The 18,514-nt window shown below is 64.7% G+C and carries 17 protein-coding genes and 1 tRNA gene; 14 read left to right on the top strand and 4 right to left on the bottom strand.

The window, feature by feature from the left end; translation table 11 throughout:
- Positions 1 to 123 precede the first annotated feature (123 nt).
- Positions 124 to 1,014, top strand: a complete 891-nt coding sequence (locus tag ABR323_RS12115) for a dihydrodipicolinate synthase family protein (protein WP_439449494.1) — start codon at positions 124 to 126, stop codon at positions 1,012 to 1,014.
- Positions 1,015 to 2,022: 1,008 nt separating this feature from the next.
- On the opposite strand, the gene ABR323_RS12110 is transcribed toward ABR323_RS12115, so the two are convergent.
- A tRNA-Arg gene (locus ABR323_RS12110) sits at positions 2,023 to 2,099 on the bottom strand.
- Between the two features lie 117 nt (positions 2,100 to 2,216).
- Between ABR323_RS12110 and ABR323_RS12105 the strand changes: the two genes are divergently transcribed.
- The 6 genes from ABR323_RS12105 to ABR323_RS12080 all read left to right on the top strand — a co-directional run bounded on the left by ABR323_RS12105 (position 2,217) and on the right by ABR323_RS12080 (position 8,113).
- Positions 2,217 to 2,855 (top strand): phosphatase PAP2 family protein, encoded by a 639-nt coding sequence (locus tag ABR323_RS12105; protein WP_439449493.1) that lies wholly within the window; start codon positions 2,217 to 2,219, stop codon positions 2,853 to 2,855.
- Positions 2,856 to 2,939: 84 nt separating this feature from the next.
- The gene (locus tag ABR323_RS12100; RefSeq protein WP_057503544.1) at positions 2,940 to 3,281 is read left to right on the top strand and encodes a hypothetical protein; all 342 of its coding nucleotides are present in this window, start codon (positions 2,940 to 2,942) and stop codon (positions 3,279 to 3,281) included.
- Between the two features lie 80 nt (positions 3,282 to 3,361).
- Entirely contained in the window at positions 3,362 to 4,471 is a 1,110-nt protein-coding gene (locus ABR323_RS12095; RefSeq protein WP_439449492.1) for a polysaccharide biosynthesis/export family protein, read from the top strand.
- Position 4,472: 1 nt separating this feature from the next.
- Complete coding sequence (locus ABR323_RS12090; protein ID WP_439449491.1) at positions 4,473 to 5,156, top strand: YjbF family lipoprotein; 684 nt, start codon at positions 4,473 to 4,475, stop codon at positions 5,154 to 5,156.
- A 3-nt stretch (positions 5,157 to 5,159) separates the two neighbouring features.
- Positions 5,160 to 5,912 carry a capsule biosynthesis GfcC family protein gene (locus ABR323_RS12085; protein WP_439449490.1) on the top strand — a complete coding sequence of 251 codons (753 nt, stop codon included), beginning with the start codon at positions 5,160 to 5,162 and terminating at the stop codon, positions 5,910 to 5,912.
- 161 nt (positions 5,913 to 6,073) lie between these two features.
- Complete coding sequence (locus tag ABR323_RS12080) at positions 6,074 to 8,113, top strand: YjbH domain-containing protein (RefSeq protein WP_439449489.1); 2,040 nt, start codon at positions 6,074 to 6,076, stop codon at positions 8,111 to 8,113.
- Positions 8,114 to 8,179: 66 nt separating this feature from the next.
- On the opposite strand, the gene ABR323_RS12075 is transcribed toward ABR323_RS12080, so the two are convergent.
- Together ABR323_RS12075 and ABR323_RS12070 are read right to left on the bottom strand one after the other, a co-directional pair.
- Positions 8,180 to 8,614, bottom strand: a complete 435-nt coding sequence (locus ABR323_RS12075) for a low molecular weight protein-tyrosine-phosphatase (RefSeq protein WP_439449488.1) — start codon at positions 8,612 to 8,614, stop codon at positions 8,180 to 8,182.
- A gap of 110 nt (positions 8,615 to 8,724) precedes the next feature.
- The gene (locus ABR323_RS12070; RefSeq protein WP_439449487.1) at positions 8,725 to 10,074 is read right to left on the bottom strand and encodes an undecaprenyl-phosphate glucose phosphotransferase; all 1,350 of its coding nucleotides are present in this window, start codon (positions 10,072 to 10,074) and stop codon (positions 8,725 to 8,727) included.
- Positions 10,075 to 10,614: 540 nt separating this feature from the next.
- On the opposite strand from ABR323_RS12070, the gene amaB reads away from it, so the two are divergent.
- The 7 genes from amaB (at position 10,615) to ABR323_RS12035 (ending at position 17,319) form a co-directional block, all read left to right on the top strand.
- A complete protein-coding gene (gene amaB, locus ABR323_RS12065; protein WP_439449486.1) occupies positions 10,615 to 12,147 on the top strand; it encodes an L-piperidine-6-carboxylate dehydrogenase in 1,533 nt (510 codons plus the stop codon).
- A complete protein-coding gene (locus ABR323_RS12060; protein ID WP_439449485.1) occupies positions 12,147 to 12,986 on the top strand; it encodes an SDR family NAD(P)-dependent oxidoreductase in 840 nt (279 codons plus the stop codon). Before amaB ends, ABR323_RS12060 begins: the two co-directional genes overlap by 1 nt.
- 218 nt (positions 12,987 to 13,204) lie before the next feature.
- On the top strand, positions 13,205 to 13,489 hold the full coding sequence (locus ABR323_RS12055; protein ID WP_005413144.1) for a DUF4190 domain-containing protein: 285 nt from the start codon (positions 13,205 to 13,207) through the stop codon (positions 13,487 to 13,489).
- A 4-nt stretch (positions 13,490 to 13,493) separates the two neighbouring features.
- Positions 13,494 to 14,264: a class I SAM-dependent methyltransferase gene (locus ABR323_RS12050; RefSeq protein ID WP_439449484.1), complete on the top strand. Its 771-nt coding sequence runs from the start codon at positions 13,494 to 13,496 to the stop codon at positions 14,262 to 14,264.
- A 9-nt stretch (positions 14,265 to 14,273) separates the two neighbouring features.
- On the top strand, positions 14,274 to 15,329 hold the full coding sequence (locus tag ABR323_RS12045; protein WP_439449483.1) for a quinone-dependent dihydroorotate dehydrogenase: 1,056 nt from the start codon (positions 14,274 to 14,276) through the stop codon (positions 15,327 to 15,329).
- Positions 15,330 to 15,337: 8 nt separating this feature from the next.
- A complete protein-coding gene (murB, locus tag ABR323_RS12040; protein WP_439449482.1) occupies positions 15,338 to 16,399 on the top strand; it encodes a UDP-N-acetylmuramate dehydrogenase in 1,062 nt (353 codons plus the stop codon).
- Positions 16,400 to 16,431: 32 nt separating this feature from the next.
- Positions 16,432 to 17,319: a DMT family transporter gene (locus tag ABR323_RS12035; protein WP_135273431.1), complete on the top strand. Its 888-nt coding sequence runs from the start codon at positions 16,432 to 16,434 to the stop codon at positions 17,317 to 17,319.
- 128 nt (positions 17,320 to 17,447) lie between these two features.
- Here the strand turns inward: ABR323_RS12035 and ABR323_RS12030 are convergent, their stop codons facing one another.
- Positions 17,448 to 18,452, bottom strand: coding sequence for a phosphotransferase (locus tag ABR323_RS12030; RefSeq protein ID WP_439449481.1), 1,005 nt, complete (start codon positions 18,450 to 18,452; stop codon positions 17,448 to 17,450).
- Positions 18,453 to 18,514 lie beyond the last annotated feature (62 nt).

Here is an 18,514-nt window from a genome sequence, read left to right as displayed (position 1 = left end):
CGTGATTCGTGCCAAGTGCTCACGCTGCACGGCGGCACTTGAGATTTGTCATAGGACAATAAACAATTCCTGGCGTCCAGCCGCCGCGCCCGAATGCCCACGTACCCACCTCTCGAGATGACCATGTTCCAAGGCCTCAGCGCATTCCCACTTACGCCCCTCACAGAATCGGGCATCGACCTTCGATCGTTTGCCGGATTGGTCGAGCGCCTGGCGGGTTCCGGCGTTGACTCGATGGGCGTCCTGGGTTCCACCGGCAGCTACGCCTATCTGGAGAAGCCCGAGCGCAAGCGCGTGCTGCGCGAAGCACTGGCCCACGCCGGAGACGTACCCGTGATCGCCGGCATCGGTGCACTGCGTACCCGCGATGTACTGGAACTGGCGCTGGATGCCGAAGATGCGGGTGCTGCAGGCCTGCTGCTCGCCCCCGTGTCCTACCAGCCCCTGAAGGATCATGAGGTGCAAGCGCTGTTCGAAACGGTATGCGCGGCGGTACGCACGCCCATCTGCGTCTATGACAACCCGGGCACCACGCACTTCCGCTTCACCGATGCACTGCATGGCCGGATCGCCGCGCTGCCCAACATCGCCTCGATCAAGATTCCGCGCCTGGCCGATGACACGGCGGAGGCAGTTGCACGTGTCGCGGCACTGCGCGCAAGCATCCCTGCGCATGTGACGCTGGGCATCAGCGGAGATGCCTCTGCGGTGCGAGGGCTGCTGGCAGGGTGCGATGGCTGGTACTCGGTGACCGCGGGGCTGTTCCCCGAGGTTGCGCTGCAGATCATGCGGGCCGCGGGTAACAGCGATGCCGAGGGTGCCACTGCCCTCTCCGCACGACTGGCACCGCTATGGGCGCTGTATGACCGGTTTGGTGGGATTCGCGTCATGGCCTGCGCGGCGGCGCTGCTGGGACTGTGCGGCGAGGACTGCCTGCCACTGCCGTTGCAGGGGCTGCGGGGCGATGAGCGCGAGGAGGTGTCGGCGGTGCTGGGCGGGTTGGGGTTGCTGTAGAAGCCCGGAGAGTGGCTGCCATGCAGGGGCGACGAATGATGACTTCGGTCCGATTCAAAGATGCGACCGGCGGTCGCAGATCCTGCGAACGCAGCAACGATCTGCCTGAGTCGTTCGGACTGGACGCCGACGCGGCGCTGCTCATGCGCGCCTGGAGGGTCCGTCTAAGCCACCTCGGTCCTGGATTGGGCTAAGGCTCACTCACCTGCATATGCGCCAATTACTATCGGGAAGTAGCAAAGCCTGGTTCTTAGAACACCGCAGATCCAAGCAAGCTTCCGTTCGCGTGGGGGCTTTGCCATTTGGTCGGTCATCCGCACCAGGTCCCGGTAGACAGCAATGATCTGGCCGGTGTAACACATGGCAGCTATCTGGCCGCAGTGCCGTTCTGGCTACGTGATGGAAGCCTACCGCGTCAGCCGCGCGGTGAACGCGCCGCGGAATAACAGTGAGGATCTGTTGCTGCAGATCACCTGACATTCGCAATATCAAGACGCGAATCGTTCTCTGTAAGGCCCGCGAAAGCCCGGGGCCATACCTTTCCCCTTCGCAGTACAACACAAGCAGCAGAACGCTATTCGCGCATCAATCTTTGCATGGGGGCAACGTGGCGAGCTTGAGTTGGTTCGACGGAATGGTCCTCGGCTTCTTGCTCGGCGTCGCTGCAAGCGCAATTGCCGCATTCCTCACCCTTCGTGAGAAAAAGCGGGATAGATGACCACAGTGCAAGTCTCCCCAGAGAGGATGACCCGGACGGAGTGGAACATCGGCACCATTCCGCCACACCTGCCGTTGGGGCCACGCAATGCAGGCTTACCGCCTCAGTCTTGAGGTCAACACAGTGCGGAACAACCTCGAGGACCTGCTGCGGGCTCATCTGAAATGAGCGGAGGCTCACACCATCAGCGCAGCGAAATTCCACACAAGGCTGGCTTCTCGCGCCTGTGGGAACAAATGGCGCTTCAAGAAACTCTGCAAGCCTGCCAAATAGCACAAGCCATTGATTTATGGTGACCCCGGCCCGATTCGAACGGGCGACCTTCCCCTTAGGAGGGGGACGCTCTATCCAGCTGAGCTACGGGGCCATTGCAGCGAGGAAGGATACCTCGTCTGGCTGAATGGACCAAGCGCGGGGCGTTCTGCAGGATGCCCAGCATCAGTATTCTGTACACATCTACCCGCTGCACTTACACCTTCACTGCATGATGACTTTCTGGGAGAGCCTGTCTGCACTCGGCGACAGCCGCGCCTTGCTTCCGCTTACCGCTGTACTGGCCTTGTTCCTGTCAGCGTCTCACCGCCACCTACTGTGGCGTTGGGCTGTGGCCATCATGGTGGTCGCCGCGACCACACTGGCCAGCAAAATCGCCTTCATAGGCTGGGGTTTCGGCTTGGAGCATCTGGATTTCACTGGCATCTCCGGGCATGCCGCCATGTCCAGCGTGCTCTATCCCGTGGTCTTCTGGCTGCTGGCAAGCGGCCGCAGCCGACACCTGCGGGCCTGGACCGTCGCCGGCGCGGGGCTTGCGGTCGCGATCGGCTGCTCTCGCCTGCCTTTGCGAGCACACTCTCCGTCCGAGATCATTATAGGACTCAGCCTCGGCCTGGCCGCGTCGGCCTGGGTGCTGCACGGCGTACAGACGCTGGACAACACTCTCGCCGTGCGCGGCCGCGCCGCGTTGCTGGCAATTGCCGCCGCCACCATCACCCCGATATCGCTTGCAGACTTGCACACCCATGACCTCGTGAAGGCCGCTGCGAAGGCAATGTCCGGTCGCGAAAGCGCATTCGAACGCCAAGATCTACACAGTCGTTCATCGCCAATCAGAGACCATCATTAGATACGAAGTTTTCACAAACCTTGACAGCAAGGATTCATCCACCGAACATGGGAAAGGAATTTTCCCTGACGGAGCAGGCCTCCCATGTTCAAGAAGACGATCGCAGTTGTGGCACTGGCGGCCCTGTCCGCCTCCCCGATGATGAGTTTCGCGCAGGAAGCGCAGGCTACGGCCGGCACGGAGGCTACTGCGGCTGAAGTTGCCGGAGCAGAAGCCGCTGGCGTCTCGACCGCTGCCGTGGTCGGCACCACCGTGATTGGCGTGGCCGCCGCTGCCGTTGCCTACAGCATTGGTGGCGACAGCACCAGTGGCAGCAATGACGGTGGCAGTGGCACCGATCCGGGTGGCCCGGGCCCGGGCGGTCCCGGCACTGGCGGCACCGGTGGTACGGGCGGCACCGGCGGCACGGGCGGTACCGGCGGCTGATCAACGCGCTGCGTATCACTCAGGCCCTCGCCGGGCGCGGCCCGGCGGGGGTTTTTTATGCCTGCCAGACTCTCATTCTCATGAACAAGATCACCCCTCGCCTTCTTGCCGCTGCGCTGACCGCACTGGCACTGTCCAGCTGTGCGCTTGCGCCGGGACAGCACCTGCGCCGCAGCGACGTCGCCGTTGATCGCCAGAGCGGCGATGGTCAGCTGGAAATCGTCACCATCACGCCGAAGCTGATCGCGCAGGAAAACGCCGCGCGGACGCAGAACTCACTGCCAGCTGCATTGTTCGACTACCAGCCTGCACCGTACACGGTCGGCGCCGGCGACATTCTCTATGTCACCGTATGGGATCACCCGGAACTGACCGTGCCGGCCGGCCCCCAGCAGCAGGGCGCTCTGGCAGGGCGCCTTGTGCAGAGTGACGGCACGATGTTCTACCCATACATCGGCAAGGTCACAGCCTCCGGCAAGACGCCGATGCAGCTCCGCGAGGAGATCAGCGCCCGCTTGGCCAAGTACGTGGAATCGCCCCAGGTGGACGTATCCGTCCTCACCTATGGCAGCCAACGGGTCTGGGTGACAGGCGCAGCCCAGCGATCCTCGCCGATTGCTCTGAGCACCTCGCCACTGACGCTGGCAGACGCGATCAGCCAATCCGGACTGGACAACCAGCAGGCCGACTTGTCGGGCATCCAGCTCAGCCGCGAAGGCACCACTTACACGATCAATCTGGAAACCTTGGCCCGCGAGTTTGGCGGCCGCCAACTGCTCCTCAAGGATGGCGACTCCATCTTCGTGCCCTACCTGGACCGCAAAGAGATCTTCGTGGTGGGCGAAGTCAATCAACCTGGCGCCTACGCCTTCCGCACAGGCGATGTCTCGTTGAACCAGGCGCTGGGACGCGCGCGCGGTCTACTGCAGCAGACAGCCAACGGCAACGCAGTGTATGTCATCCGCGGAAGCACTGACCTGCAGCAGCTGCCCTCGATGGTCTACCAGTTGGAAGCCCGTTCGCCCACCGCATTCGCCGCCGGGAGCCAGTTCCACGTGCAGCCGGGCGACGTGGTGTTCGTCGGCGCCGCCGGCGTCAGCCGCTGGAATCGTTTCGTGAATCAACTGCTGCCCTTCACCAACATCCTGTACAACGCGGCGCGTACTGGAACCGAAATCAAGGACAACTGACATGGCTCGCATGGAGGCGACCCGCCACTGCCGAGCACATCGTACCCGTGGCGCACTGTTGCCGGTCATCGTCTCCGTCCTGCTGTTCACCGGGTGCACTACCGGTAGCCGCTCCACAGTGGACACCTTCCGGCTGATTACCCATCGACCGGCACAGGCAACTGCAGAAGGCGTCGCCAGCAATCGCTTCCCGCAGATGCAGGTGGACACGCCTGACATCGTGGCGGTAGCAGTGCTGGGCTACATCGATGCGGGCCGGCAGCAGTGGTTCGCAGGTACACATGTGGTGTTCGAGATGGACCAACATGGCCTACTCCTGGGCGGCAGCGGCCAGGGGCAACAATGGCGGGCCCGCATCATCGGTCAATCACCTTTCGATGACCTCAGAACCGTGACCACACCTGTTACGGTGCAGCGCCGCTATGACTGGGTTCCCGCCTACCAGGTCGACGTCGCCGTGACCGGAACACTGAGCAGGGGCGCACTGGAGCAGGTCGACATCCTTGGTTCGCGCCGAACCCTGCAGCGGTTCGACGAACGGCTGCAGGGCAGTGGCATGAGTGGCCGCAATGTCTACTGGGCAGATCCAGCCACCGGCTTCATCTGGAAGAGCCGACAGCATCTGGCGCCCGGTCGCGTCGCAGAACTGACCCAGCTCAAACCCTATCGCGCGGCCAAGGATTGAGCCATGACGTTCAGATTTTTCAGTTCGGCAATCCTCGCCGCGCTGTTTGCCGCCAGCGCCACCCAGGCCGCGCAGATACATATTGAGGGCGCCGCTGAAGCTACCGGGGCGTACGAGCTGAGCGCCGGCGCCCGTCTGGCCGACGGGCTGCTGCTGGCTCGTCCACGCGCTGACGCCTACCTGCTGGGGACAAGCCTCGAACGCCCACAAGCCCTGCAGGCCCAGGTGCGGCTACGCGCCGGGCTGCAGTATGGCGCCGGGCAGCTGGCACAGTCTGCCGATGCACAGGTCGCGACGCTCGCGCAGGCATTGCAGACTTGGCTGGAGACACATCCGGCGACCGGCCGGACGCCCATCACCGGTGCCGCACGACTGATCCAGGTGCAGCCCACGAACAACCCGGTGCTAGCCGCAGGCGATAGGCTGCGGCTCCCTCTGCAGCCACGCACGATCACCGTCATGGGTGCAGTGGGGCAGGAATGCGAGCTGCCCCACATCCCGCAGCGCGATGCACGCGACTATCTGCGCGACTGCCACCCCGGCCCCCTGGCCGACCGCAACGACATCTACGTGATCCAACCCGACGGGCGAATCCAGCAGTTGGGTATCGGCCTGTGGAACCGCGCGGATCTCCAGGCTGTCGCGCCCGGAGGTACGGTCTTCGTACCCTTGCGTGCCTCTCTCATCAAGCGTATCGACCCGCTGTTCAATAGCGATTTCGCCGCGTTCATCGCCACCCAACCCGTCAGTCCGTGATGACCCAGTCCTGCCTGCGCGCGCACCCAATGCGCCCTGCCCGTTTCACACTGAGCGCGCTTGCCTTGTCGCTGTCCTGCGCACTGCACGCCCAGGAGGCACCGCCCCCCACCGCCAACGAATGGGGCGGGATTGGCCTTCTGCAGACACCTACCGCGCGCATGGCGAGCGACGGAGACCTGAGCTTCACGGCGTCGTACAACGCTCCGTACGCCCGCTACAACCTGACCATGCAGCCGTTCCCATGGCTGGAGGCATCATTCCGCTACATTAATGTCAATAACTTGTTGTACGGGCCCAGCGTTGCCGGCGATCAGCATTACAAGGACAAGTCCATCGACTTCAAACTGCGCCTGTGGCAGGAATCACGCCTGCTGCCTGAGCTTGCCTTTGGTGTGCGCGATCTAGGTGGCACCGGATTCTTCTCCAGCGAGTACCTGGTTGCCAACAAGAATTTCGGCCCGATCGATGCGTCGATTGGACTGGCCACCGGCTACATTGGCAACCGCGGTGATTTCTCCAATCCACTCGGCGCCATCGATGATCGCTTCAAGGACCGCCGCTCCATTGCCAACAGTGACATCACGCAATCCGGCAAGTTTGGCCTGAGCAACATGTTCAAGGGCCCAGTCGGCATCTTTGGCGGTATCACCTACCAGATGCCGATGGACGAACTGCTGCTTAAATTCGAATACGACGGCAACGACTACCGCCGCGAACCCCGCAACAATAACCTGCGCCAGCGCACGCCCATCAACGTGGGTCTGGTCTATGTGCCAAACCGCAATGTAGAGCTGACTGCAGCCTGGGAGCGCGGCGACGCGGCGATGTTCTCGCTCACCTTGCGTGGCAACCCGGGCAATGCGCCTGCTGCACCGAAGCCGTTCGACCCGCCACCGCAGCGACTGTTGCCCGAGACGGCCGCCGCCGATCAGCGCGCATCTTTGGCCAGCAAAGACGCGCCTGGTACCGCACCTGGTACCACACCTGCCACCAGCACCGACTGGGCAGCGATCAGCACCGAACTGCAGCGCAATGCCGGCTTCCGTGTCGAACGCATTTCGCGCCGCGGCGACGAACTATATGTCGACGGTTACCAGACCCGCTACCTGCATGCTGCCAAGGGCCTGGGACGCGCCACGCGCATTCTTGCCAACACGACTGGCGATGACTATAACTGGTTCACCCTGCGCACCACTCGCGTGGGCATGCCGATTGCCGATCTGTCGATCAACCGCGAAGCGTTCGCGGGATACCTGGACGGCACCGTCAGCGAAGACGTACTGCGGCGGAGCACGGAACTGCACGCGCCTGACACGCGCGCGCGCGAAACGCTGTACACGCCCACGCGCAACCCGTTCGGCGGCGGCTTCAACATCGGCTACCGGCAGAACCTTGGCGGCCCCGACGGCTTTATTCTGTACCAGATCGCAGCCAACTATACGGGCAGCCTGTTCCTGCGCGACAACATCTGGCTGACCGGTACCGTCAGTGCCGATGTCACCAACAACTACCACAAGTTCAAGTACAACGCCCCAAGCCGCCTGCCGCGCGTGCGTACCGACATCCGCCAGTACCTGACCACCTCTGACATCATGCTGCCCAATCTGCAGGCCAACATCGCGGGGCGGCTGGCACCAGACCTGTATGGCATCGCCTACGCGGGCTACCTGGAGTGGATGTATGCCGGCGTCGGCGGCGAACTGCTGTATCGCCCAAGCGGCGAGCGCTGGGCGGTTGGGGCGAATCTCAACCGGGTCCAGCAGCGCGATTACGACCAGCACTGGGGCCTGCGCGACTACCGCGTCACCACCGGCCATGCCACGCTCTACTACGCGTTCGACGCCCGTGAACGCATCATCGGCTCGCTATCGGTCGGCCAGTACCTGGCCGCCGACAAGGGTGCCACTCTGGACCTGGCCCGCGTATTCGACAACGGCGTGACCATGGGCGCGTATGCGACCAAGACCAATGTCTCGGCGCGCGACTTCGGTGAAGGCAGCTTCGACAAGGGCATCTACTTCAGCATTCCGCTCGATGGATTCCTGCCACGCTCCACGCGTGGCCGTGCGGCCTTCAACTGGAATCCGCTGATCCGCGATGGCGGTGCCATGCTCGGCCGCAAGTACGGCCTGTACGGCATGACCGGTGATCGCGATGAGCGCTTCTTCTACGACAATCTGCGCAACGTCGGGGAATGAGAAAAGCCGGGGGCCTGACGGCTCCCGGCCTTTCGTCTGCAGCGCAACTTCAAGGGGCCTGTGCTATCAGAGGTAGCGCACCCAGCTTTTCACACCCTCATCCATCAGCGTGTAGACGTGCTCGAATGCAGTGCGTTGCTGGCGATACGGGTCGGGAATCTCGCGATCAGACTGCCACTTGCCCAGCAGGAAGGTCTTGCCGGACGCCTCCGGCGCGATCTCGATGATGCGATGGACGTGCTTGCGCTCCATCACCAGCACCAGATCCGAGGCTCCCAGGGTGCTGCGGTCGATCTGCCGAGCACGATGGCTACTACCATCCAGGCCATGCTCGGTCAACAGCGCCTGCGCGGTGGCATCCACACCGTGGTTGACCAGGGCCCCCAGGCCGGCCGAGGACACCGTGATGCCCTTGCCCCTCACAGCCTCGCGCAACATCACTTCAGCCGACGGGCTGCGACAGATGTTGCCGACACACACAACCAGAATATTCTTGAACACGGACAACGGTTTCCATCAGTTCTTCAATACAGGAAATGCAGCGCCCGGCCGCTGCTGCCGCCCGGGCACGTCCACACGAGCGTGCCGGCACATCCAGGCAAAAGCCTTGTCTAGTACGCCGATTTCTGACCCAGTACCTTCAAAGCCGTCAGCACGATGATCCGCACGTCCAGCGTCGGACTCCAACGCCTGATGTAGTCGATGTCGTACTGGACACGCTTCTTCATCGAGCGCAGCTCCGGAGTCTCGCCACGCAAGCCATGCACCTGTGCCCAACCCGTGATACCCGGCTTGACGTAGTGACGGTGCATGTAGCGCTCGATCACTCGCTCATAGTGGTCGTTGTGCTGGATCGCATGCGGTCGCGGCCCCACCACTGACATGTTTCCGCCCAGCACATTGAAGAACTGCGGCAACTCATCCAGGCTGCTGCGGCGCAGGAAAGCCCCGAAACGGGTCACTCGCGGATCACCGCGCGTGGCCTGGGTGATCTGCCCCCCTCCCTCCGCATGCACGCGCATGGAGCGGAACTTGAGCATCCAGAACTCCTTGCCACCCAGTCCGTGACGCTTCTGGCGGAAGAACACCGGCCCGGGCGAACTCAGCTTCACTCCAATAGAGAGTACGACGAACAGCGGCGCCAACAGGACCACCGCCACACCCGCTACGAAGATATCCTCGACCCGCTTGAACAGGCGGAACCGATGATCCGCCAGGCCCTGCCGCACGCCGATCATCGGCACGTCACCCACCTGGTGCACGCTGGGATTAAGCGCCCCCAGGCCTGTTGTATCGGGAATCAGGCGTACCGGCACCGGGAACCGCTCGATCTGCTTGAGCATGTCCTTGATCGCAGCTGCATGCCCCATCGGCATCGAAACCCAGACCTGGTCGAACTCACCCCGATGCTGGTCCATGTACTGCGGGACCTCAGCCAGCATGCCCAGTCTGCGCGGTGCATCACCGCCACGACGGGTGGCGATATCGCCTGCACTGGCGAAGTAGCCAATAACTTCCTTGCCCAGCTCCGGCTTGCCACGCAGCAGGCGGTGCAGCTTCAGGGCTGGCGCACGAAGCCCTACCAGAAGGACCCGCTCGCGATCCATCCCACGAGAGCGCAGGCGATGCAACTGCACCCGCAGCAGCACGCGCAGGACGGCCATAGCACCCAGCCCGGAAACGTACCAGCCCACCAGCCAACGGGACGGGATCGCATCGGCGACGCCCACCAGAACGGCATACAGCGAGAACAGCGCAAAAGTGCATGACCACGCCAGCAGCAGCAGCCAGAGATCAGCCAGAAGGCCACGCATCCGCCAATTGCGATAAACCGGCGCTACAGAGAAGCAGACGATGGCACTGAGGATCACCGCACCGAACACGATGCGCTGGGAAGAATCAGGGGCCCCTGTTCCCGCCATCAGAATGTGGGAGAGCACCGCCATGCCCGGCAGCAGCAACAGATCGCCCAGGCGCAACCCCAACTCGAGTGCAGCCCGGGCTTCGACGCGGCGGCGGCCCGCCCGGGCCCGCTCTGCGGGAAGGTCTTCTACTGATCCATGTAGCAAAGCACTTCTCCAGTATCTGCTCGACCGGACGCCGGAGCGTTCGTCGTCACGTGCATGGACTCCCCAGCCTGCACGGAAATGTCGAGATCTCGTCAATTAATTGTGGAGGAATTGTGAACGAAGTTCGGAGCAAAAGATAGGAATTACAAGTAGGCGACGTGCTCAACGTAATGCCGTATGACAGCCTAAGTCATTGCAACTATTACGAATTTTGAATATTTCGCAATGCATCAATATACGTCGATATGCGTCCAATTGAGCCATCCGCTACCGCAACAGCGTCAGCATGTTGACGGGCTCATACCACGAGCCCCACCCCGCACCGCACCAAAGCCCCACCACCTCCCTCTGCTACCATCGGCGGTTCTGTTCATCGCGTCCCCCACCTGCCCGCGATGGCGCCAAACAACGTAACGAAACACAGGAGTCTGCATGTCTTCCGAGCTGCTCAAGTCCCTTGGCCTGGACGCGATCAACGCTGGCACGTACCTGGGCAACGGGGAGTGGTCGAGCACGACCAGCGGTGAGCTGATCACCCCGGTCAACCCGACCACCGGCGAGCCGATCGCGCAGGTCCGCGCGACCACCGAGGCCGAGTACGAGACCGTCGTCGCCCGCGCCCAGGAAGCTTTCAAGGTCTGGCGCACCACGCCGGCCCCGCGCCGCGGTGAAGCCGTGCGCCTGTGCGGCGAGGCACTGCGCAAGCACAAGGACGCCCTGGGTTCGCTGGTTGCCCTGGAAATGGGCAAGAGCAAGCCGGAAGGCGACGGCGAAGTGCAGGAGATGATCGACATCGCCGATTTCGCCGTGGGCCAGAGCCGCATGCTGTACGGCTACACCATGCATTCCGAGCGCCCCGGCCACCGCATGTACGAGCAGTACCACCCGCTGGGCCTGGTCGGCATCATCTCGGCGTTCAACTTCCCGGTCGCGGTGTGGAGCTGGAATTCGTTCCTGGCCGCCATCTGCGGCGACGTGTGCATCTGGAAGCCGTCCAACAAGACGCCGCTGACCGCCATCGCCTCGATGAAGATCTGCAACGACGCCCTGCGCGAAGCCGGTTTCCCGGACATCTTCTTCCTGATCAACGATGCTGGCACCGCGCTGTCGGAAAAGATGGTGGATGACCGCCGCGTGCCGCTGATCAGCTTCACCGGCTCGACCCAGGTTGGCCGCACCGTGAATGAGAAGGTAGCGCGCCGTCTTGGCCGCTGCCTGCTGGAGCTGGGCGGCAACAACGCCATCATCCTGGACGAAACCGCCGACCTGAAGCTGGCCGTGCCGGGTATCGTGTTCGGCGCCGTCGGCACCGCCGGCCAGCGCTGCACCACCACCCGCCGCCTGATCGTGCACCGCTCGATCTACGCCGACGTGCTGGCCACCCTGGTCAAGGCCTACAAGCAGGTGGAAGGCAAGATCGGCGATCCGACCGATGCCGCCAACCTGATGGGCCCGCTGAACAGCGACGGCGCCGTGCAGCAGTTCCTCGATGCCATCGCCCAGGCCAAGGCGGCCGGCGGCACCATCGAAACCGGCGGCACCCGCATCGACCGTGCAGGCAACTTCGTGCTGCCGGCCATTGTCTCCGGTCTGAAGAACAGCGACGCGGTGGTCCAGCACGAGACCTTCGCGCCGATTCTGTACGTGATGCCGTATGACAACATCGATGAAGCCATCGACATGCAGAACGGCGTGCCGCAGGGCCTGTCGTCGTCCATCTTCACCGCCAACCTGAAGACTGCCGAGAAGTTCCTGTCGGCGGCCGGCAGCGACTGCGGCATCGCCAACATCAACATCGGCACGTCCGGTGCGGAGATCGGCGGCGCCTTCGGTGGCGAAAAGGACACCGGCGGTGGCCGCGAGTCCGGTTCGGATGCGTGGAAGGTCTACATGCGCCGCCAGACCAACACCATCAACTATTCGGATTCGCTGCCGCTGGCCCAGGGCATCAAGTTCGATCTGTGATGGCAAACGATGCGGACACGTCTGCGGGTCAGAGCCCCTCCGGGGATCTGACCCCAGCGGAGGGCCGGATCCCCACAGGGGCTCCGACCCTCGATTTCACCGGCCGCCGCGTGCTCATCGCCGGCGGCAGCAAGGGCATTGGTCGTGAAATGGCGCTGGCGTTTGCCGGTGCCGGTGCGCAGGTCTCGGTCTGCGCCCGCGGCCAGGCCGGCCTGGATGCCCTGCGTGCCGATGCACTGGCGCAGGGCTTCCAACTGAACACGTTTTCCGCCGATCTGGCCGATCCCGGCCAGATCCAGGCCTGGCTGCAGGCGTCCACCGATGCACTCGGCGGCATCGACGTGCTGGTCAACAATGCCACCGGCTACGGCATGGCCGACGACGAAGATGGTTGGGCCGCCAGCCTGCAGATCGACCTGATGGCAGCCGTTCGGGCCTCTCGCCTGGCCCTGCCCTGGCTGCGCGCGTCCAGCGATGCCTGCATCCTCAATCTCTCTTCGATTGCCGCACAGCAGCCGCGCCCCGGTGGTGCGCCCTACGCCGCCGCCAAGGCCGCGCTGTCGCACTACACGACCTCGCAGGCGCTCGCGCTGGCCAAGGACCGGATCCGGGTCAATGCGATCGCACCAGGCTCGATCGCGTTCGACGACGGCCTGTGGGACCGCCGCCGTACCGAAGACCCCGCCCTGTACCACGGCACCCTGGCGAAGATCCCGTTCGGTCGCTTCGGCCACCCCCGCGAGATCGCCGACGCCGCCCTGTTCCTGTGTTCGCCACTGGCGCGCTGGGTCACCGGCAGCGTGCTCAACGTGGATGGCGGCCAGGTGTTGATGGGCTGACACCGCCCACGGTAGCTGCCAACCTTGGTTGGCATGCCTTTCGTCGACCAAGGTCGACGCCTACCAGGGCTGGCACCTCGTTCGTCGACCAAGGTCGACGCCTACCATGGCTGAAATCCCGTTCGTCGACCAAGGTCGACGCCTGCCATCGTATCCGCCGGGCATGGGATTGCCCGGGCAGACGCACTATCATGTGCACACTGCCAAGGAGGACCCCGATGAGCGTGGCACCCCGACAGACAAGCGCCCTGGCCGTGGTCAGCCTGGTCATGGGCATCGCCAGCTGGACCGTCCTGCCCTTCGTGGCCAGCATCGTGGCCATCATTACCGGCCACATGGCCCGCGCCGAGATCCGCCGCCGCCCGCATGAACTGGAAGGCGATGGCCTGGCCGTCACCGGCCTGGTGCTGGGCTGGGTCATGGTCGGCGCCGTACTTGCCGCCATCCTGGTCTTCATCCTGTTCTTCGGTGGCCTGGCGTGGCTGGCGGCGGTGTCGAACTGACGCCATGACCGCCTCCGACAGCACTGAACGCTTCAGCAGCCGCGTCGCCGACTACGTCCGCTACCGGCCCGATTATCCGCCTGCCCTGCTGGACTGGCTGCACGGTCCGATGGGCGTCAGCCACGAGGCTCTGGTGGCCGACATCGGCGCAGGAACCGGCATCTCCAGCCGTCAGTTTCTGGCCAGCGGCCATCCGCTGGTGGCAGTCGAACCGAACGCTGCAATGCGTGGTGCGGCCGAGGAATGGCTGGCGCCACAGTACCCGCAATTCCGCGCCGTCGACGGCCGCGCCGAGGCCACCGGCCTGGCAGACGCCAGCATCGATCTGGTCAGCGTCGCGCAGGCCTTCCACTGGTTCGACACGGTGGCGGTGCGCGCCGAGTGGCTGCGCATCCTGCGTCCCGGCGGCCAGGCCCTGATCTACTGGAATTCGCGCCTGCTCGATGCCAGCCCGTTCCTGATCGGCTACGAGCAGCTTCTGCTGGAGTACGGCACCGACTACACCGCCGTGGCCGAGCGCTACCAGGACGACGCCACCATGCAGGCCTGGTTCGGCCCCGGCCTGCGCGGCATGGTAGAGCTGCCGAACGTACAGCATCTGGACGCCGACGCCCTGCGCGGGCGCCTGCTGTCTTCTTCCTACGCGCCACAGCCAGGCCATCCGCGTCATGCGCCGATGCTGGCTGCGCTGCAGGACCTGTTCGCTGCCCACGCGGTTGACGGTCAGGTCGCTTTTGAATATCGAACCCGAGCCTTCCTCGGCACGCTGGACTGAAACCTACGCATGTATTCGCTTGCCCGCCCCTTCCTGTTCTCGCTCGACGCCGAACGCGCCCACGGCCTTGGCCTGTCCGCCCTGGACCTGGCCTATCGCACCGGCACCACGCCGCTGCTGGCCGCACGCATCGCGCCGATGCCCAGCACGGTGTTCGGGCTGACCTTCCCCAATCCGGTCGGCCTGGCCGCCGGCCTGGACAAGAATGGCGAGCACATCGATGCGCTGTTCGCGCTGGGCTTCGGCTTCGTCGAAATCGGCACCATCACTCCGCGCCCGCAGGCCGGCAATCCGAAGCCGCGCCTGTTCCGGCTGCCGGCGCACAACGCAATCATCAATCGCATGGGCTTCAACAATGCCGGCGTGGATGTGCTGGTACGCAATGTCGAACGCGCACGCAACCGTCGCGGCCTGCTCGGCATCAACATCGGCAAGAACAAGGACACCCCCAACGAACAGGCCGCCGATGATTACATCGCCTGCCTGGACAAGGTGTACCCGCTGGCCGACTACATCACGGTCAATATTTCCTCGCCCAACACTGCCGGCCTTCGTGAGCTGCAGGAAGAAACCGCGCTGCGCCAGCTGGTCAGCCAGCTGCGCGAGCGCCAGGAAAGTCTGGCTGCCCGGCACGGCCGCCGCGTGCCGATGCTGGTGAAGGTGGCACCGGACCTCAACGAACGCGACATCGATGCCGCCGCGCGCGTGCTGGGCGAGCTGCAGGTGGACGGCGTGATCGCCACCAACACCACCGTCGACCACAGCAAGGTGGCCGGCGACCCGCTGGCCAACGAGGCCGGCGGCCTGTCCGGTGCGCCGGTGCTGGAGCAGTCCACGCTGGTGCTGCGCCGCCTGCGCGCGCGCCTGCCCGAATCGGTACCGCTGGTCGGTGTCGGCGGCATCCTGTCCGGTGCCGACGCGGTGGCCAAGATGGCCGCCGGCGCGGCGCTGGTGCAGTGCTACAGCGGCCTGATCTTCCGTGGCCCGGCACTGGTGTCCGAATGCGTGGAGGCAATCCGTCGCCGCCGCGAAGCGCCGAGCCGCGGCGCGGTGGCCCCACTGTGAGCGCGCCCATGGATACCGTCGACGGCAACGCCCCGCTGCGCTGGACGCTCACCCGCAATGCGCCGCTGCAGGCGCTGAACACCTTCCATGTACAGGCCAACGCCGCGCAGCTGCTGGAACTGCACGATGCCGCGCTGCTGCCGGAAGTACTCGCGCTGCCCGACGTAGCCAGCGGCCCGCTGCTGGTACTGGGCAGCGGCAGCAACGTGCTGATTGCCGAGGACCTGCCCGGCACCGTGCTGGTGTTCGGCAACCGTGACATCAGCTTCCTGGAGCACCGCGCCGACCATGCGGTGATCCGCGCCGGCGCCGGCGTGCCCTGGCATGGTCTGGTGATGTGGTCGCTGCAGGAAGGCCTGTCCGGGCTGGAAAACCTGGCGTTGATTCCCGGCACCGCCGGTGCCGCGCCGATCCAGAACATCGGTGCCTACGGCGCGCAGGTCGGTGAGTTCATCCAGGCCGTGGAAGCCTGGGACTGCCAGGAACAGGCGTGGGTGCGGCTGGACAACGAACAGTGTGGCTTCGCCTACCGCGACAGCGTGTTCAAGCAGCAGCCGGATCGCTACCTGATCACCGCCATCGAGCTCAGGCTGCCGCTGCTGCACGACCTGCGCATGGACTACGCCGGCATCCGCGAGGAACTGCAGGCACAGGGCGTGGAGCTGCCGAGCGCGGTGGACGTGGCCAACGCGGTGATCGCGATCCGCCGCCGCAAGCTGCCCGACCCGGACGTGCTCGGCAACGCCGGCAGCTTCTTCAAGAATCCGGTGCTGCCACTGGAACAGGTCGACGTGTTGTTGCAGCACTTCCCCGAACTGCCGGTGTTCCCGTCCGACCAGGACGGCAAGCGCAAGGTCTCGGCGGCGTGGATGATCGAGTCCTGTGGCTGGAAGGGCTTCCGCGAAGGCGATGCCGGCGTGGCGCCAAGCCACGCACTGGTACTGGTCAACCACGGCAATGCCACCGGCGCTGAACTGCTGGCGCTGGCACGTCGCATCTCGGCCTCCGTGCTGGAAAAGTTCGGCGTGCCGATCGAACCGGAGCCCCGCCTGCTCGGCGCACAGTGGTGAACAGCCCCGCCCTCTCCCCCAGCGCCACCCCGATGCGGGCGGCGCTGTTGATGCTCGGCAGCACCCTGGCGTTCGGCCTGATGGCGGTGGCGATCCGCTACGCCACGCGCTACGTGCCTACCCAGGAAGTGGCGTTCTTCCGCAATGCCTTTGGCCTGCTCGCGTTGCTGCCGATGCTGCTGCGTCCCGGCCACGCCCCCTTGAAGACCCAGCAGCTGCCACGCTACTTCGTGCGCAGTGCGATCGGGCTGGGTTCGATGCTTTGCGCGTTCTGGGCGCTGGGCCATCTGCCGCTGGCGCAGGCGGTCTCGCTGTCGTACTCCACGCCGCTGTTCGTCACCATCGCCGCCGTGCTGTGGCTGGGCGAGATCGTGCGCGTGCGCCGCTGGGCCGCCGTGGTGGTCGGCTTCATCGGCGTGCTGGTGATCGTCCGCCCCGGTACCGCAGGCTTCACCGCCGGCAGCCTGGTGGCGGTGAGCGCAGCCGTGCTCAGCTCACTGGTGGCCATCCAGATCAAGCAGCTGACCCGCATCGACAGCGCAGACACCGTGGTGCTCTACACCTACGTGTTCTGGGTTCCGCTTTCGTTGATCCCGGCGGTGTTCGTCTGGGTCTGGCCGACCGGCCTGGCCTGGCTGTGGCTGCTGGCCACCGGCGTACTGGGCACCATCGGCCAGTTGCTGTGGACGCGTGCGCTGCGCCTGGGCGAAGTCTCGGCACTGACCCCGATCAGCTTCCTGCAGCTGCCACTGGTGACACTGTGCGGCTGGCTGCTGTTCAACGAAACGGTGGATCGCTGGACGATCATCGGTGCCGGCATCATCCTCGCCGCCAATGCCTATATCGCGCATCGCGAAGCCGTGTTGTCGCGGCGCGCCGCAAGCGCGGCAGCATCTTCTGCGGCCAAGCCCGCCGAGTAGATCCACGCCATGCGTGGATGCTGCCTGCGCACCTGATCAACGATGGCGGCGCGAAGAGCAGCCATGCTCGACTCATCGCGCAGCGCGAGAGTTCATCGTAGAAAATTCCATCCACGCATGGCGTGGATCTACAGCGCGCGATACACCCGCTCCGCCGCGTCAAACACATTGCCGGGCGCGAACTGCTCGCCCAGATAGTGCAGCGACTGCCGGCGCAGCTGCGGCGAACGCTCCTCTCCGTCGCTGCCCAGCAGCACCTGCTGGAACTCGATCAGGTCCTGCAGGATGCGCCAGTGCCGATACCACGCGATCCAGCGCGGATCGCCAAGATCGTTGCCGTAGCTCTCTACAAATCCCTGCGGATGCTCGCGTCCCCAGCGCCCACCAACAGCCGCGCCGATGAACATCAGGTCGCGCTCGCGTGGCGCCAGCGACAGGCCATCCCAATCAATCACGTGCAGGCCGCCGTCGTTGCCCATCAGCAGATTGCCGGCATGCAGGTCGGTATGGCATAGGTGCAGATCCACCGGAACCCCCTGCAATGCTGCGTGCAGTTGCAGTGCCTGCGCATGCAACGCCGTGATGCGCGCGTGCTGCCGGTCCCATACGGAAACGAATGCACGGCCCAGACCATCCTTTGCGGCCGCCAGGCCCTCGCCGGCCAACCATTGCCCGACCGTCTCCAGAGCCGCGGTCTCCAAGCGCAGGCTCGGCAGCGCCTGCTGCAGTTCCGCCGGCAGTTGCGCTTGGTGCAGGCGCCGCAGCACTTCGCCGAGCCGCTGCCACTGCACGCGGCTCAATGCCGCCTCGAATCCGGACTGCCCTTCAATGTAGGGGAACAGGGTGAACTGCAGGCCCCAACGCTGTACCGACGCGCCACCGGTCAGCGCCGGCCACGGCGCGACGATTTCATCGATGCCCAGCGTGCCACGCAGCCAATGCAGGCTGTCCCAGACCGCCGGATCCACCTGGTAGGTGCGGCACTTCAACCACCACTGCCCGTGCCGTGCATCGATGCGATACACACTGGCATTGGCGTCGGCGCCCACCGGACGCGGCACCACGGCGGTGGCCGTGATCCCATAGGATTGTTGAAGGACTTCGCCGAGATGCTGCGCCGAAGCGAATGACATGGATGCAAGCGGAAAGTATTACCTGCCGCCACTATCGCAGATGCGTTCGCCGCGACACAGAC

It is taken from the genome of Stenotrophomonas sp. ATs4, assembly GCF_051861585.1.
Lineage (GTDB): Bacteria > Pseudomonadota > Gammaproteobacteria > Xanthomonadales > Xanthomonadaceae > Stenotrophomonas > Stenotrophomonas maltophilia_AS.
The sequence above is the reverse complement of the archived record's forward strand: the minus strand, read 5'-3'. Positions and strand labels throughout refer to the sequence as shown.

What these genes read in the sequence shown, in the direction of transcription:
- amaB (WP_439449486.1), top strand. Translation starts at nt 10,615, where the DNA reads ATGTCTTCCGAGCTGCTCAAGTCCCTTGGCCTGGACGCGATCAACGCT.
- ABR323_RS12050 (WP_439449484.1), top strand. Translation starts at nt 13,494, where the DNA reads ATGACCGCCTCCGACAGCACTGAACGCTTCAGCAGCCGCGTCGCCGAC.
- ABR323_RS12030 (WP_439449481.1), bottom strand. Translation starts at nt 18,452, where the DNA reads ATGTCATTCGCTTCGGCGCAGCATCTCGGCGAAGTCCTTCAACAATCC.
- ABR323_RS12105 (WP_439449493.1), top strand. Translation starts at nt 2,217, where the DNA reads ATGATGACTTTCTGGGAGAGCCTGTCTGCACTCGGCGACAGCCGCGCC.
- ABR323_RS12115 (WP_439449494.1), top strand. Translation starts at nt 124, where the DNA reads ATGTTCCAAGGCCTCAGCGCATTCCCACTTACGCCCCTCACAGAATCG.
- ABR323_RS12045 (WP_439449483.1), top strand. Translation starts at nt 14,274, where the DNA reads ATGTATTCGCTTGCCCGCCCCTTCCTGTTCTCGCTCGACGCCGAACGC.
- ABR323_RS12035 (WP_135273431.1), top strand. Translation starts at nt 16,432, where the DNA reads ATGCGGGCGGCGCTGTTGATGCTCGGCAGCACCCTGGCGTTCGGCCTG.
- ABR323_RS12100 (WP_057503544.1), top strand. Translation starts at nt 2,940, where the DNA reads ATGTTCAAGAAGACGATCGCAGTTGTGGCACTGGCGGCCCTGTCCGCC.
- ABR323_RS12055 (WP_005413144.1), top strand. Translation starts at nt 13,205, where the DNA reads ATGAGCGTGGCACCCCGACAGACAAGCGCCCTGGCCGTGGTCAGCCTG.
- ABR323_RS12085 (WP_439449490.1), top strand. Translation starts at nt 5,160, where the DNA reads ATGACGTTCAGATTTTTCAGTTCGGCAATCCTCGCCGCGCTGTTTGCC.
- murB (WP_439449482.1), top strand. Translation starts at nt 15,338, where the DNA reads ATGGATACCGTCGACGGCAACGCCCCGCTGCGCTGGACGCTCACCCGC.
- ABR323_RS12060 (WP_439449485.1), top strand. Translation starts at nt 12,147, where the DNA reads ATGGCAAACGATGCGGACACGTCTGCGGGTCAGAGCCCCTCCGGGGAT.
- ABR323_RS12080 (WP_439449489.1), top strand. Translation starts at nt 6,074, where the DNA reads ATGGCGAGCGACGGAGACCTGAGCTTCACGGCGTCGTACAACGCTCCG.
- ABR323_RS12090 (WP_439449491.1), top strand. Translation starts at nt 4,473, where the DNA reads ATGGCTCGCATGGAGGCGACCCGCCACTGCCGAGCACATCGTACCCGT.
- ABR323_RS12095 (WP_439449492.1), top strand. Translation starts at nt 3,362, where the DNA reads ATGAACAAGATCACCCCTCGCCTTCTTGCCGCTGCGCTGACCGCACTG.